Source organism: Bacillus sp. FSL E2-8887, assembly GCF_038007205.1.
Lineage (GTDB): Bacteria > Bacillota > Bacilli > Bacillales > Bacillaceae_G > Bacillus_A > Bacillus_A mycoides.
In genome coordinates this window covers 2,816,917-2,832,485 of record NZ_JBBOWS010000001.1, presented here as the reverse complement: position 1 = coordinate 2,832,485, position 15,569 = coordinate 2,816,917, and the positions used below count along the sequence as shown (strand labels likewise).

Sequence of the window (15,569 nt, the reverse complement as noted above, 5' to 3'; positions counted from 1 at the left end):
ATTTAACAAAATTGGAGAGTGGTTTTTTATGGGTTACATCGTAGATATTTCTAAATGGAACGGCGATATCAATTGGGATATTGCAGCAGGACAACTGGACCTAGCTATTGCTAGGGTTCAGGATGGTTCTAATTATGTTGATCCTTTATACAAAGGTTACGCGGAACAAATGAAAGAAAGAAATATTCCTTTTGGAAATTACGCTTTCTGTCGTTTTGTATCTATTAACGATGCAAAGAAAGAAGCGCAAGACTTTTGGGCGCGCGGTGATAAGGCAGCTAAGTTTTGGGTTGCTGATGTAGAGGTAACAACTATGAACGATATGCAAGCGGGAGTACAATCCTTTATAGATGAATTACGCCGTTTAGGTGCTGAAATTGTTGGTTTATATGTTGGACATCATAAATATGAAGAGTTTGGCGCGAAAAACATTAATTGTGATTTCGTTTGGATCCCACGTTATGGAGAAAATAAACCTGCGTATCCTTGTGATTTATGGCAGTACACTGAAACAGGAAGTATTCCAGGAATTGGGAAATGTGATATTAACCGACTGAATGGAAGTAAACCTTTAGAATTCTTCACTAACAGTAAACAAATGATTCAGTCAGGTGCTTTTGATGCTCAACATCTTAATGATGTAATAGGCGCGTTTCAGTCTCTTAATATGACTGCTAAAATAATTTTACAAGAAGACAAGTTACTTTATGTAATTACTGATCCAACTGGACCTAATCAATTATCGCAAATGAAAAAATGGTTTGATGATCGTGATTGGTGGTATATGATGGTATAAAAGAAAAGACCCTAATTACTAGGGTTTTTTCTTTTTGGGTTAATAATACGTTTACTAGTGAATTTGATAGTCCGAAAATCTTTGATGATTATATAGCTAAGGATTTCATTTCACAAAAAGAACGTAATGATATTGAAACGAACATGGTTCAAGGAATACATTTTTTCAATAAAGACATTGCACAGCAGTTTCAAGATAATCCGAAAGAAATATTAAAGTGGATTACGCAAGTTCAATTATCACCAACACCTTTAGCACGCGCGGCATATTGTGAAAGAGTATTACTACATGAGATTACATTAGGAGCAAAACAATACGTTATACTCGGTGCGGGCTTAGACACATTTAGTTTTAGACATAGAGAGTTAGAGAATAAAATAGAAATATTTGAAGTGGATCATCCTTCTACGCAAGAGTTTAAAATACAAAGAGTGAAAGAAGCAGAGCTTGAAATCCCAAGCAATCTTCATTTTATTTCAATGGATTTTACTAAAGGTTTCTCGAAGCAAACATTAGTAAATGAAGGATTTGAAAATAAAAAGACTTTCTTTAGCCTTTTAGGTGTTACGTATTATTTAACGAAAGAGGAACTTTCCAGTTTAATAGAATATTTATTCGAGATAGTTCCAGCAGGAAGTTCTATCGTTTTCGATTATCCTGATGAAAACTTATTTACGGAAAAAGGATTATCCAATCGAGTTGAAAATATGATAAAGATGGCTGAGATAGGCGGAGAACCGATGAAATCATGTTTTTCTTACGGAGAAATGGAAGCACTGCTAGAGAAATCGGACTTACTCATTTATGAGCACTTATCACCAGAGGATATTCATACATTATATTTTGAAGGACGAAACGATTATTTAGAAGCTTTTGAGACGGTGCATTATGTACATGCGGTGAAGAAGTAGAGGATTAGTAGGCATGGGGAGGGATCTCTGTGTCTTTTTTTGTGGAAAACAAGAGGATGGGATTTATTGAGAAAGATAATGATAGATATATTGTTACATGAGTTACTACATCTAGATGAACATAAGGGAGAATGTGGGGTGTATTTGTCGAAAAAACAGAATGTTCAACGAAAATTCGCGATTATGTTATATAATGATTTTAATAAACCATATTTTAGAAATTACCCCCGATTATGTAGAAAGTATATTTTGTTTTGATAAGCTAAAAGAACTTGTAGTGGGGCTTGTTACAAGTTCTTTTATTTGTAAAATTTTTATTGACTAAAATATGGAAAAAAGGAGGGTGCAAGTTTGATAAGAAATTTAAAGAAAGCAGCACTTAATTCGTTAGATGGGAAATGGGGAGTAAGTATAGGGGTATCGGCGTTATACTATTTTGTACCAACTTTAAGTGCATCAGCGATTGCTAGTTTTATATATTTAATACTTGGCCTGTTTATTGGGGTAATTGGTTTGGATGTTTTCTTTATTTATTCAATTGGTGGGCAACCACAAGTAGATCCAACAGCACTAGTTTTACTTATTCTAAGTTGTTTTTTTATAGGACTGATTTGTTTCTTAATTTACAGTGTCATACAAGGTATCTTTAATTATGGGTATTCTGTTTTCACCTTACGCTTAGGTAAAAATGAAGATGCTAAGGTGGACGATGTATTTGTGGGGTTTAGGAAGAACAATTTGTTTAAATCAATGAAATTAGGAGTGTTGCAGGCTATTTTTCTATTTTTATGGAGCCTGTTATTAATTGTTCCAGGTATTATTAAATATTTTTCTTATTCAATGGCATATTATATTTTAATAGAGAATCCGGATTATACAGCAAGTGAAGCACTAAGGGAGAGTAAAAGAATAATGAAAGGGCATAAGTTCAAGTTATTTGTTCTTTGGCTATCTTTTATTGGTTGGTTTTTATTAACAGCATTTATAGGTATGTTTACATTTAATCTGTCATTCATATTCATTTCCCCTTATTACAACACAACTGTCTCGCATTTTTACTTAGACTTAATTAAGAAACAGGATGCTAGAGAAGCGAAGGTAAGTATATAAAGAATATAATTAGTAAGAAAATATTTTTAATGTATATTTTCTCGATTGTGGTCATGCAATTAAGCATATCCCTTTTTAATATGATATTGAAAGAAATAAAGTAGCTGCAATTGGATATGTTTTACTTATAATAATTTGGGTAAGGATATTATAACATTGGAGGGATTTAAAATGGGGAAGAGTGAGATATTTCAGGATTTTAATTTTAAATTAGTAGTAATTGATGCTTTATTAGATAAAGAGCCATTATTTTCAAAAGAATTAAAAGACTTAATAGAAAAGTATACGAATAATTTCGAATGGTATTCAGGAGCTGGGCCAATTGTTGAAATTAGAGATTTTTTAGAAGAGTTAATTTTGGAAACAAGTGATTTGGAAAAGATTGAATCCCTTTGCTTTGATGGAGGAAATGAAATTTATCATATCTTAAAGCCAGATTGGGATGGTGAAGACAGTTTATTTGATGTAATATCTGTTGAAGGATTTCAAAATTTAAAAAATCTAAAAATAGTGGAATATATTTCAATGTGTTACCCAAAAGTATTAGAACCATTTAAACAAGCTGGAATTGAAATTGAGGATTAATGAGGGAAAAGTTATATAATAATGGAAGTGATTCTTATTAAGAAAGAGTCACTTTTTCTTATGCAACGAACAAAGCAGAATGGAGGATATTATGATAATAATCGATAAAGATGGTGAAGGCTACTGGAGTAAAACTGTTGATTTGGGCATTTTAGGTAAATTCAATAGCATTTTTATAGATTTAGATGGATGTGATATAACAGGGGCGACGGATAATATGACTCAAGAAGAAAAGGTAGAAAAAGCTAAAAAATATTATGGTAATAGATTCAAAGAGTTAGAAACCAATGTTGGATTTATAAATGAGCAATTTCTAATGTGGATTATAACGCATTTATGTGATATAGAATATCCATTTTGGGAATTTGGTGATGAAGATGAAAGTAGTGAAGATTATCAGATTATATAGTAAAAGAAGAAATAAAAAAATTCGAAGATGAAAATGGACAATTGCAATATGATCCGTATAGTCCAAGTCCGATTTATAGAGAAATTCAGAAATATAATGCATATAATAATGAAGATAATTTATTAAGCTATGAAATCATAACGAAATATTTACCGGTTCTTGATTTCAAAAAACTTGTAGATACAATTAGACCTAATAGTATAGATACATTTGAAGATAACATAAACTTTCAAGTGAGTAGTGAGGTTTGTGGTGGAATGTTACTTTGTGCTACTTACGGAACAATTTATGCTAATAATGAGCTAGAAGTTACGCATAATTGTTAATACAAAGATTACTGATAGGTATATGGCTACACATCTATTAACTGAAAAATATTAATTGCAATCAAGCGTAAAAAAAACTCGATTCTTATTAAAAAAATAGCGTTCTTTTACTATTCAAATATGATTACATCTGAAGTTAATGAAGATTTCTTCTGCAAAAGTAGTAGATTTTTTATTTGAATTTACTACCTCAGTTTGATTTATCATATTTCAATCTCAATAGAATAGTAAATAGGTATAAAAGATATGGAGATACATACTTTAGGTTTTAAAATACAGTAACTTTTGTGAAATCAAAATGGAAAATAGAAGATGTTAAAATTACATGTATGTACACCCCATATGTGTATATTTGCTGCTCAATAAACTACCATCTCACGTAAGTTTATACCACATTTTCACTTTTATTTACAAAAAATACTATTAAATATTTTCGGATAATTGTTATAATATAATTAAATTGATATAAAAGTTTTTTTCTAGATTGTGTATTTGAAGAATTCTCATGCAAAAAGAGCAAGTTCTCAAGTAGAGAGCTTGCTCTTTTTTGAAGAGAAATAGGATTAGAAGTACATAAGGGGATAGCAGGATTTTATAAAAAGACTTTCTGTATGTATCCACAACAATGTTTAGATGTAAAGGATTTTTAAATTTATAAAAAGATTAAGAGGCGATAGAGAATGAAAAGATATATTAGTATAAAAGGAATTGGCACATATCTTCCGAAAAGAAAGGTAGAATCTTTTGAAATAGATCGCATGCTACATGTGCCAGAAGGCTGGACATTAAAAAAAGCTGGGGTAAAAACAAGATATTTTGTTGATGGGGAAACGTCTTCTTATATGGGGGCAGAAGCTGCAAAAAAAGCTGTAGAAGATGCTAAGTTAACTTGGGATGATATCGATTGTATTATTTGCGGAAGCGGAACGATTCAACAGGCAATACCTTCTACAGCGTCACTTATTCAAGAACAGCTCGGGCTACAGCATTCTGGTATTCCATGTTTTGATATCAATTCAACATGTCTAAGTTTCATAACAGCACTTGATACAATTTCTTACGCAATGGAATGCGGGAGATACAAAAATGTTGTTATTATTTCTTCTGAAATTTCTTCTGTTGGATTAAATTGGGGACAAAATGAAAGCAGTATTTTATTCGGTGACGGTGCGGCAGCTGTAGTAATAACAAAAGGCGATCATACATCTTCTATTATTGCTTCCCATATGGAAACATATAGCTCTGGTGCGCATTTATCAGAAATTCGTGGCGGTGGAACGATGATTCATCCTCGCGAGTATAGTGAGGAACGAAAAGAAGACTTCTTGTTCGATATGAATGGAAGAGCCATTTTTAAACTATCTTCTAAGTATTTGTTGAAGTTTATCGACAAGCTACTTATGGACACTGGTTATACTCTAGCCGATATTGATTTAATTGTTCCTCACCAAGCAAGTGGACCAGCTATGAGACTCATTCGTAAAAAATTAGGTGTTGATGAAGACCGCTTTATGACCATTTTTGAAGACTACGGTAATATGATTTCCGCATCTATTCCAGTCGCTCTTTTCGAAGCGATTAAGCAAAAGAAAGTGCAACGTGGAAATAAAATACTATTATTAGGTACTTCTGCAGGACTTTCAATCGGGGGCATCCTTCTTGAATACTAAGAAAACAGTATTAATTACAGGGGCACGTGCACCAGCAACTCTGCATGTATGCAGACTGTTTCATAACGCTGGACATACCGTTATTATTGCAGATAGTATTCCTTATCCATTAAGTAAAGTTTCAAAGAGTACGGATTACTTTTATGAAATTCCTTCTCCAAAATGGAAAACAAATGAAAGTATCCGTGCGCTACTATCCATTATTCAACGACACAATGTGGATTTGCTTATTCCTACTTGTGAAGAAGTGTTTTATATATCTAAATATAGAGAAGAATTAAGCGCATTTTGCCATGTATTAGTAGATGATTTTCAAAAACTTTCATTACTGCATAATAAGTGGGAATTTATTCAATTCGTAGCGAATTTAGGGTGGCAAGTACCTGCAACATATAGAATAAATAATGAAGAAGCGATAAGTTCAATGATGCACAAAACGCCAGCTCATACTCCTTTTGTACGAAAGCCGATTTTCTCCCGTTTTTCTGATAAAGTGGAATTTATTACAAAAGAGGATGCTCTAAAAGAAAGCATGATAGATAAGTCGAATTATATTATGCAAGAGTTTATACGAGGGACGCAGCACTGTTCCTACAGTATTGCACAATCTGGGAAAGTGTTAGCTCACTCTACGTATAAAACGGAATTCACGGCAGGCTTAGGTGCTACCATTGCGTTTCAGCACACGAATCATCCTAAAATTGATCAGTTTGTGAGACATATTGTAAAAGAGCTAAATTTCTCAGGACAAATTGCTTTTGATTTTATCGTTACAGAGGATGGGGATGCGATTCCGATTGAATGTAATCCACGTACTACAAGTGGATTACATTTATTCGATGAGGAAATATTGCCGGCTTTCTTTCATGAAACAGTAAACAATACACTCATTCCAAGACCAAACTCTGAGTGCGCAATTCGGTTAGCGATGCTTCTATATGGATTTCCTTATTTAAAAAGTAAACAAAAGCGTAAGCGATGGTTAAAAGTTCTATGCTCTTATCCAGATATCGTTTATCGTCACAATGATTGGAAACCATTTTTTTATCAGTTTTTTAGCATGTATAAATTATGGCGTGAAAGTTATAAACATGAACGGACTATTTTAGAGCAAACAACATATGACATATCGTGGGATGGTGAAGATTTATGAAAATGCTAGTAACTGGTGGAACGGGCTTTCTAGGACAAAAACTCGCCTTTCGACTGAAAAATATGGGCTATGAAGTAACGGCAACGGGAAGAAATAAAACAATCGGTAAGGTATTAGAACAAAATGGAATCGAGTTTGTTCATTGTCCTCTTGAAGACAGGGATCGTGTGCTACAAGTTTGTAAAGATAAAGATTATATCTTTCATAGCGGCGCACTTTCTTCCCCTTGGGGCAAATATGAAGATTTTTATAATGCGAATGTGTTAGGAACGAAACATATTATCGAGGGATGTCAAAAGTACGGTATAAAACGCTTGATCCACGTATCAACACCAAGTATTTATTTCTATTATGATGAGCGACAAAATGTAGTAGAAAACGCGAAACTTCCTGATACATTTGTAAATCATTATGCAACAACGAAGCACATGGCTGAACAAGCTATTGATCAAGCTTTCATGCATGGTTTACCAGTTATTACAATACGCCCGCGCGCTTTATTCGGACCAGGAGATAACGCGATTCTTCCGCGTCTTATTAAAGTATGTGAAAAGGGTGCTTTACCGAGAATTGGTACTGAAAATGTTCTTGTTGATATTACGTATGTTGAGAATGTTGTAGATGCTTTACTTCTTTGTATGCATTCCCCAAAACATACATTAGGGCAAAAGTACAATATAACAAATGACGAACGTGTAAATTTATATGAGGTCATAGAAAATGTAATGAAGCGTCTTGATAAGGAAGTAAAATATAAAAAAATTTCCTACAAAACCGCTTTTTCACTAGCTGCTATACTAGAAGGAATCTCAAAAACTATTTTATTTGGAAAAGAACCTATTCTCACAAAATATACTGTTAGTGTCCTTTCAAAAAGCCAGACCTTAAATATTGATAAAGCTAAAGAAGAACTAGGATATGCTCCAAAGATCAGTATAGAAGAAGGAATTACAAAATTTGTAGACTGGTGGAAAATACAATGAAAATCAAATCTTTAAAGCTATATGATACAGGATATTGCACACATCCAGAAAAAATCGCATATTCCAAGGGCAGTTGGAAACAAATCAGTTTTCCAGCTACAGTAGGATTACTCCAGCATCCAGTATTAGGATATATTTTATTTGATACTGGATATGCGGGACATTTTAAAGAGGCGACAAAAAAATTTCCTTACTCTGTATATGCAAAACTTACGCCTGTTCATTTCACGGAAGAGCAATCTATTAAACAGCAACTTCTTCTTGATGGTATTCAGCCAGAAGAAATTAAATATATTATTCTTTCTCATTTTCATGGCGATCATACTGCTGGTTTACCTGACTTTCCAAAAGCGAAAATATTAACCTTCGCAAAAGCTTATGAGGATATTAAAAAGAGAAGTAAATTTGGTGCTCTATTAAAAGGGTGTCTAAAAGATACACTGCCGATGGATTTAGAGGAAAGAATGTCATTCATTGATCAAACTTCATCCCTTAACTTACCTTCTACATATGGAAAGTTTGAAGAGGGGTATGATGTATTTGATGATGGCTCATTATTTGCTGTTGACTTAACAGGACATGCAACGGGACAATTCGGTCTATTCGTTCATTTACAGAGTAATAAAATTGTCTTTCTTTGTGCAGACGCAGTGTGGCTAAGTAAAACGTATCAAAACCTTGTATTTCCTAGTAAGATTGCCAACCTTTTAACTAGCGATCCAAAATCTTACCGAAAGAATATTGAGAAGTTACACCATTTATCACAAACATCACCTGAGATCGAAATTGTACCAACTCATTGTGAACATACATGGGATAAAATTAAAGCAGGGGTGTACTATGAATAAACTACGAATTCTCAAGCGATACTTGAAAACAAAATATGGCTTGAGATTTTCAAATCGCAAACAATTGGAAAAGTTTCATAAACAACAAATAGAAAAACAACTTTTGTTCACGATAGAGACGTCTCCTTTTTATCGCCAATTATATACGCCATTTTTAAATGAAATTCAAAAGGGGAATTTGTCTGCACTCCCCATTATTGATAAAGAAGTAATGATGGAACATTTTGATACATTAAATACAGTCCATATTTCAAAGGAAGAAGCGTTTCACGTAGCATTTGAAGCAGAAAAGACCCGGAATTTCTCACCAACCATTCGTAATATAACTATCGGTTTATCATCAGGTACTAGTGGGAATCGTGGAGTTTTTCTCGTTTCCGAGGAAGAACAAACGTTGTGGGCTGGCTCGATTATTGGAAAGGTGCTTCCTTCTAGCATTCTACATAAACACACGATTGCTTTTTTCTTACGTGCAAATAGCAATTTATACGAAGCGACAAAAAATAAGCGAATCTCATTTCATTTTTTTGATTTACTAGACTCGTTTCAGCAGCATATCACGCGATTAAATGAAATACAGCCATCTATTTTAATTGCACCTCCGTCTATGTTACGGAAAATTGCTTACTGGCAGCAAGAAGGACTGATTACGATTTGTCCCCAAAAAATTATCTCTGTAGCAGAAGTGCTTGAAGATATTGATAGAGAGTTTATTTGTGCAACTTTCAAGCAGACAGTACACCAAGTTTACCAATGTACAGAAGGTTTTCTTGCTACCACCTGCAAGCAGGGAACGTTACACATTAATGAAGATCTCGTTCATATTGAAAAAGAATACTTAGATCAAGAGAAAGGGATATTCGTTCCCATTATTACTGATTTCATGAGGAAAACACAGCCGATTATACGCTATCGTCTCAATGACATATTAATTGAGAAGAAAACGCCGTGCAGCTGTGGTTCACCTTTCTTAGCATTAGAACGAATTGATGGTCGATGTGACGATATATTTATTGGAATAAGTGAATTAGATAATAAAGAAATATCTATTTTTCCAGATTTCATTAGAAGAGCAATTTTGTTTGCATCTAGTGACATTCAAGAATTTAAAGTAATACAGCATAGCGTAGACAAAATTGAAATTAAACTTAAAGCACTCCCTGAAAATCTGGAATTATGTAAATCAAATGTAATGAAAGAGTTACATACACTATGGTCTACTAAAAAGTGTGCGATACCACAGTTCTTCTTTTCACATTACGATATTCAAGTATATGATAAAAAATTAAAAAGAATAGAAAGTCTTGTAAGGCGTGGTGAACATAAATGATTCAGTTACATGATGTTCATTCCTTGCATAGTATTGATTGGGAATCAAAAAAAGATGGGGCATACGTGCGAGATAGTTTCCTGCCTCTTTTTCAAAAGGGCGTTACAGCATGTATTGAAAATGTTAACACGGAGCTCTTTCTATTAGAAATCGATGATCTCATCTTGCCAGTTACTCTTAATAACGCAGAGTTCGAAAATTCATATGTATGTTCTCCTTATACACATTACGTATCTTATGCGTTAGAAGAGCTATGGGAGTTGAAAAAACCGTGGCTAGAGAAGCTATTAACCTATCCGCTTCATCTTATGGGAAGTTGGCTACGACGAACGAATATTAATAAAGTAATTGTCGTAAATAATTGGATGCTTTCAACAAACCTTTATCACTCTATCAACGAACGACAAATCGAACAAATTACAAATCTATTTGTTGAGAAATTTCCAGAGCATACAATTTTATTTCGCTCTTTAAATAACGCATTATATCCTGTAACGACAGAAGCACTATCTACAGTAGGTTACAAGAAAATTATGTCTCGTTCTATATACTTATTTGATCCGAAACAGTATAAAAAAATGAATCGAAAAAAACGAAAAGACTTATTAAACGATAAAAGCTTATTAGAGAAAAGCAATTATGAAATCATTACGAATGAAGAATTAACAAAGGAGGATATTTTACAAATTTCCCATTTATACAACCAACTATATATCGAAAAATATTCCGCCCATAACCCAATGTTTACACCTGCTTATTTATGGAATGCTCTTCAGCATCGTTTATTTGAGATAAAGGCCATAAAAAAAGGGAATACCATTGATGGTGTCATTGCTTATTTCATTAGGGATGGAGTTATGACAACGCCGATCCTTGGCTATAATACAAACTTTGACCAGCAACAAGGTTTATACCGTATACTTTCCCTCCTTATTACAATGGATTCTATCGAAAAAGATTTAATTTGCCATTGTAGTGCTGGGGCTGGAGAGTTCAAACGAAATCGTGGTGCAACACAGCAAATTGAATACAGTTATGTATATAACGATCATCTACCACCTAGCCAACAAAAGGTATGGAAAGTATTAATGTGGATATTAAATACATATATAGAACCGATGGCAAAAAAAAATCGCTTTTAAACAAAAAAACTTTTATGATTGCTTGTTACCTGGAACTCTTTATTTAAGTGTAGCTGCAATACCCACGTTATGGAATTTATATAGTATATTTTTAATGATTTATTTTATATTTATCGTTTGGATGAAAGAGAGAAGTGCTTGAAGAGTAGTTCTCTTTTTTATTAAGTTTTTGAAACATCGCATTATATACATACAGTAAAGAAGTAGAAGATTAGTAGGCATGGGGAGAAATCTTTATGTCCTTTTTTATGAGGATTTTTAATTTTAAAAATAAATTGTAAAAAATAATTTACAATTTGTAAAAAATAAATTACAATTATCTCAAGAGGTGTTACTATTGTTGCATAATAAAATTGTAGTTTGTCGAGCAGAAAAAGGTTGGACCCAAGAAGAACTGGCAACAAGAGTGGGAGTTAGTCGTCAAACTATCGCTACTCTTGAAAAGAATAAATATAACCCTTCTCTAATTCTTGCCTTTAAAATCGCAAATGTATTTGAAAAGCCGTTAACCGACGTATTTGATTATCTAGAGGAGTGATACATATGTTGTTGTTAAAAATTTTATTATTTGGTTTAATAGTGATAAGTAAGATGTATGTAATAAAATTTCAATCAAGTGATGAAGCAAATGACGAAAGAGGAAGAGAAATTCTATATAAAACAAATAATGTTTTGTACAATATTCTATATTTAGGTATCCTTGCCATTATTGTTTTACAATTAATTGATATTATTCCTTTGAACTTTCTACCTGATTTGTTATTATATTTTGCACTTTCATTAAGTGTGTTAGGCAGTATTTTTATATTTATCAACAGAAACAGTAAAAATTACTAATACGAGTTAAGTGTTTAATCTTGTTCTGTTAGTTGATTGAACAAAATTTATTTTTTAGTAAGCTACATAAAATAATCAATCTTTTTCATGAAAATTTAAGGAAGCCAAAAGAACCCCACACATTTCAATCAAAATGTGTGGGGTTCTTCTTTTTATAGAATAAATATTTGCAGCAATACTTTGGTCAAATTTTAATTAAAACTAAAATCCACCTTTTCTATTATAAATTTTTGTAGTTTGGAATATATCTATTTGATTAACCAAACTAGTATTTTAGAGACATTAACTTAAACCATAAATATAACCGCATGTCTATCTTGTTAATGAATTTCATTTTCCTCGGATAAAGAACAGTAAAACCCCTAAGCATGTAAATCTTTGATTTTTATTACAATTATGTAAGGTTAAGTAATAAAAATCGATAGAACGGGATATTAGAATAGGATACTCTGATTGATGGGTAGAATATTCTGAAAAAAAGGGTGACGCAAATGAAGAATAGGCAAAAAGCATCGATAATATGCAAAAGTATTTTATGTTTAATTATTTGCATATTTATTACGAATGAAGCATGGTTTACAAATGTGGTGAGGGCAGAATCGGGCACGTTGACTGATAGGAGTATAGAGGATTTTAAAAAAAAGTTGGATGAACAGGTACCAAAATGGCAGGGGAATTATGAGGTACCAGGGATTGCAATAGGGATTGTACATGAGGGGCGTATTGCTTATACACTAAACTACGGTTATGTAGATAAAAAGACAAAAAAAGCAGTGAGTGATGATACTTTGTTTCAAGCTGGTTCCATATCTAAAAGCCTTACAGCGTGGGGAATCCTACATCTTGTAGACGAAGGTCGTTTATCACTAGATGATCCCGTTGGAAAATATCTGACCAAATGGAAATTACCTAATTCAGAGTTTAATAATAATGAAGTCACAATAAGAAGATTGCTAAGCCATATAGCAGGGCTGTCTGCACATAAAGGATACCTCGGGGTTGCACCAGGGAAAAATCTTAATTCTATCGAGGAGTCTCTGTCTGGAAAAGGATGGCTTAATGAACAAGTGGAGGTTACCAATAAACCAGGTTCAGAAACAATTTACTCTGGTGGCGGATATACAATTTTACAACTTGTAATTGAAGAGGTTACCGGAATATCGTTTGATCGCTATATGGAAGAACAAATTATGAAACCTTTAGGAATGAAATCTAGTTCATTCTTACAACGCCCTGAAAATCATAACCTTTCGAAAGCTTATGGATATTTGGGAGAGGAGCTCCCTAGTTACCAATTTACCGAACAGGCTGCTGCAGGTCTCAAGACAAATGTTACGGATATGATGACATTGATACTTGCAAGTATGGATACAAATAATAAAGGGAATGGTGTCATCAAAAGTGGACGTGTTGAGGAAATGCAAAAGCCAGTATTAGGGGAGAATGGTTTAGGTATATTTGAAAAAAAACTATCTAATCAATGGAAATTAATTTATCATTCTGGTGACAATCGAGGCTGGCATTCTTTTTATGGTTTCATTCCTAATACAAAGGATGGATTGGTAATCCTTACAAATGGTGAAGGTGGTATAGACTTACGACAGGATATTTACCACGCATGGATGGAATATGAAACTGGAAAATTACCTGAAAGTTACTTCTCTCTAGCTGAGCAGAGAAAAAGTAATTCCATTACATCAATTGTTATTGGAGCCACACTTAGTGTATATTTACTGCTATTTGTGATTAGATTGTACAAAAGTAGAAGAACTTTCATTTTTAAGCAAGAGAAGAAACCTTACATAAGATTAGTAGTTAGGGTATTTTTACTTAGTATTACTGCTATGCTTGTATTTGGAGCTGCCTATTTGTGGAGGATTTTCAGTTTGAATTCTGGTAATACAATAAATTTTATTCTAATAATGGCGTGGGTTATAACATTATTAATTAGTGGCTTTTTCCCGAAAATTAGAAGTAATAAAAAACAACGTATGAAACTAAAAGATTTAACATCAAAATTTACATTTATGTAATGTTAAAGGCTAGAAAGCTAGATTGGCGTGAATCTCGAATTGTGGAGTGCAATGAAAAGACAAAATCTCTTAAAAAACACTTAATTTTTTACCCAATCTACCTTTACAATCGCTCCCTATAATATGAATTGGACAAGCATCTAAGAGAAAGCAGAACATGTCAGTTTCTACATTCTGTTATTAGGGGGAGAGTTTGAGTGAAAAAGACAGTTGCTTCGTTAGCAGTTATGGCGGCACTATTGCCGACGTTTTCAGTGCATGCGGAAGGAAAAGAGCAAGTCCGAAAATCAGCTACAACTTTTAATGTTATTAGTGATATTCAAGGGGATTTAGGGGATTTTGATCACGTATTAAAAGATATGAACAAAGTGACACCACTTTCTAGAGCGCTTATTATGAATGGGGATATAACACCAACTGGACAGCAGTCACAATATGATGATGTAAAGCGCGTGCTAAACAAAAATAAGCATCCGGAAAATGTATGGTCAACTGTTGGGAATCATGAATTTTACGCTGGTAAATGGACAGCTGATGGGAAACTCTCTCAAAATACATGGCCAAATGGTGTAACGGAAGAGACATTGTTTAATCGATATTTAAAATTTAGCGGACAAGATAAGGTATATCATAAAAAAGAATTAGATGGTTATCCGCTTTTATTTTTAGGAACTGAAAAATATATGAAATACCACGATTCAAAAATGTGGGATGAAGTATATATGAGTGATGAGCAATTAGGATGGTTAAAACAAAATTTAGAAGAGTATAGTCAAAAAGATAAAAATAAGCCGATTTTCATTTTCTCTCATCACGTTTTACCTGATACAGTATCTGGATCAAGACAAAATCCGTATTTACAAGATTATTTAAACGTTGATAAATTGTACGATATATTAAAAGACTATCCGCAAGTTGTTTTCTTTACGAGTCATACGCATTGGGATTTAAATTTAGCGGACTGGGCTGGTAAAAAGAAAATTGCAGGCGGAGATGAAAAGGGATTTACAGTTGTAAATACGGGCGGCATTGAAACAGGATGGAGGTCAGCTGGTCCAAATGGCGGCGAGATTCATGCTCCTGATGGATCTTCTTTTAAACAAGGGTTGCAAGTGAAAGCATATGGTAACGATGTTGTCGTAACGGCTTACGATTATAAACGTGATAAAGGTATAAAGAACTTATTAATTAGTGATGCAAAAATTGCACAAATGGCACCAGATGTAACGGCTGATGATAGTAAAAACGTAATCGTTGGTGCAACAGAGTATATGGAGTACAATGTAGAAGGAATGAATGAGTGGTACACGTACAATAAAGCGAATCCTCCAAAATTTGATGGGAACAAAATTGTATACGTACGCCATAAAGGCGAAATGAATTTAGAGCCAGGATTAACGCAGCTTCTTCGTTTTTCGGTAAATAAGTGATTGGTA

General features: G+C 33.3%; 14 protein-coding genes and 1 pseudogene. All 15 read left to right on the top strand.

From position 1 onward, the window contains the following. Window positions 1–28: 28 nt before the first annotated feature. The 15 genes and pseudogenes from NSQ08_RS14295 (at window position 29) to NSQ08_RS14225 (ending at window position 15,563) form a co-directional block, all read left to right on the top strand. Entirely contained in the window at window positions 29–796 is a 768-nt protein-coding gene (locus NSQ08_RS14295) for a GH25 family lysozyme (RefSeq protein WP_340776105.1), read from the top strand. Next, window positions 793–1,707: a class I SAM-dependent methyltransferase gene (locus NSQ08_RS14290; protein WP_340780163.1), complete on the top strand. Its 915-nt coding sequence runs from the start codon at window positions 793–795 to the stop codon at window positions 1,705–1,707. Before NSQ08_RS14295 ends, NSQ08_RS14290 begins: the two co-directional genes overlap by 4 nt. A gap of 351 nt (window positions 1,708–2,058) precedes the next feature. Further along, window positions 2,059–2,817, top strand: coding sequence for a DUF975 family protein (locus NSQ08_RS14285; RefSeq protein WP_219374664.1), 759 nt, complete (start codon window positions 2,059–2,061; stop codon window positions 2,815–2,817). 171 nt (window positions 2,818–2,988) lie between these two features. Then, window positions 2,989–3,402: a DUF6892 domain-containing protein gene (locus NSQ08_RS14280; RefSeq protein ID WP_219374665.1), complete on the top strand. Its 414-nt coding sequence runs from the start codon at window positions 2,989–2,991 to the stop codon at window positions 3,400–3,402. Window positions 3,403–3,493: 91 nt separating this feature from the next. Further along, window positions 3,494–4,137 (top strand): annotated as a pseudogene (locus NSQ08_RS14275) (hypothetical protein). Window positions 4,138–4,817: 680 nt separating this feature from the next. Next, window positions 4,818–5,807 (top strand): beta-ketoacyl-ACP synthase III, encoded by a 990-nt coding sequence (locus tag NSQ08_RS14270; RefSeq protein WP_002190125.1) that lies wholly within the window; start codon window positions 4,818–4,820, stop codon window positions 5,805–5,807. Further along, a complete protein-coding gene (locus NSQ08_RS14265) occupies window positions 5,797–6,960 on the top strand; it encodes an ATP-grasp domain-containing protein (RefSeq protein ID WP_219374668.1) in 1,164 nt (387 codons plus the stop codon). The genes NSQ08_RS14270 and NSQ08_RS14265 overlap by 11 nt, the downstream gene beginning before the upstream one ends. Then, entirely contained in the window at window positions 6,957–7,943 is a 987-nt protein-coding gene (locus tag NSQ08_RS14260) for an NAD-dependent epimerase/dehydratase family protein (protein WP_002190123.1), read from the top strand. The genes NSQ08_RS14265 and NSQ08_RS14260 overlap by 4 nt, the downstream gene beginning before the upstream one ends. Continuing rightward, window positions 7,940–8,791 carry an MBL fold metallo-hydrolase gene (locus NSQ08_RS14255; protein ID WP_219374670.1) on the top strand — a complete coding sequence of 284 codons (852 nt, stop codon included), beginning with the start codon at window positions 7,940–7,942 and terminating at the stop codon, window positions 8,789–8,791. The genes NSQ08_RS14260 and NSQ08_RS14255 overlap by 4 nt, the downstream gene beginning before the upstream one ends. Then, complete coding sequence (locus tag NSQ08_RS14250) at window positions 8,784–10,121, top strand: F390 synthetase-related protein (RefSeq protein ID WP_340776086.1); 1,338 nt, start codon at window positions 8,784–8,786, stop codon at window positions 10,119–10,121. The genes NSQ08_RS14255 and NSQ08_RS14250 overlap by 8 nt, the downstream gene beginning before the upstream one ends. Further along, window positions 10,118–11,263 carry a hypothetical protein gene (locus NSQ08_RS14245; RefSeq protein ID WP_340776084.1) on the top strand — a complete coding sequence of 382 codons (1,146 nt, stop codon included), beginning with the start codon at window positions 10,118–10,120 and terminating at the stop codon, window positions 11,261–11,263. Before NSQ08_RS14250 ends, NSQ08_RS14245 begins: the two co-directional genes overlap by 4 nt. Before the next feature lie 337 nt (window positions 11,264–11,600). Further along, window positions 11,601–11,801: a helix-turn-helix transcriptional regulator gene (locus NSQ08_RS14240; RefSeq protein ID WP_000903049.1), complete on the top strand. Its 201-nt coding sequence runs from the start codon at window positions 11,601–11,603 to the stop codon at window positions 11,799–11,801. A 5-nt stretch (window positions 11,802–11,806) separates the two neighbouring features. Continuing rightward, window positions 11,807–12,100 carry a hypothetical protein gene (locus tag NSQ08_RS14235; RefSeq protein WP_098095691.1) on the top strand — a complete coding sequence of 98 codons (294 nt, stop codon included), beginning with the start codon at window positions 11,807–11,809 and terminating at the stop codon, window positions 12,098–12,100. Window positions 12,101–12,591: 491 nt separating this feature from the next. Next, window positions 12,592–14,133, top strand: a complete 1,542-nt coding sequence (locus tag NSQ08_RS14230) for a serine hydrolase domain-containing protein (RefSeq protein ID WP_340776071.1) — start codon at window positions 12,592–12,594, stop codon at window positions 14,131–14,133. Between the two features lie 197 nt (window positions 14,134–14,330). Next, the gene (locus tag NSQ08_RS14225) at window positions 14,331–15,563 is read left to right on the top strand and encodes a DUF4073 domain-containing protein (RefSeq protein ID WP_340776067.1); all 1,233 of its coding nucleotides are present in this window, start codon (window positions 14,331–14,333) and stop codon (window positions 15,561–15,563) included. Window positions 15,564–15,569 lie beyond the last annotated feature (6 nt).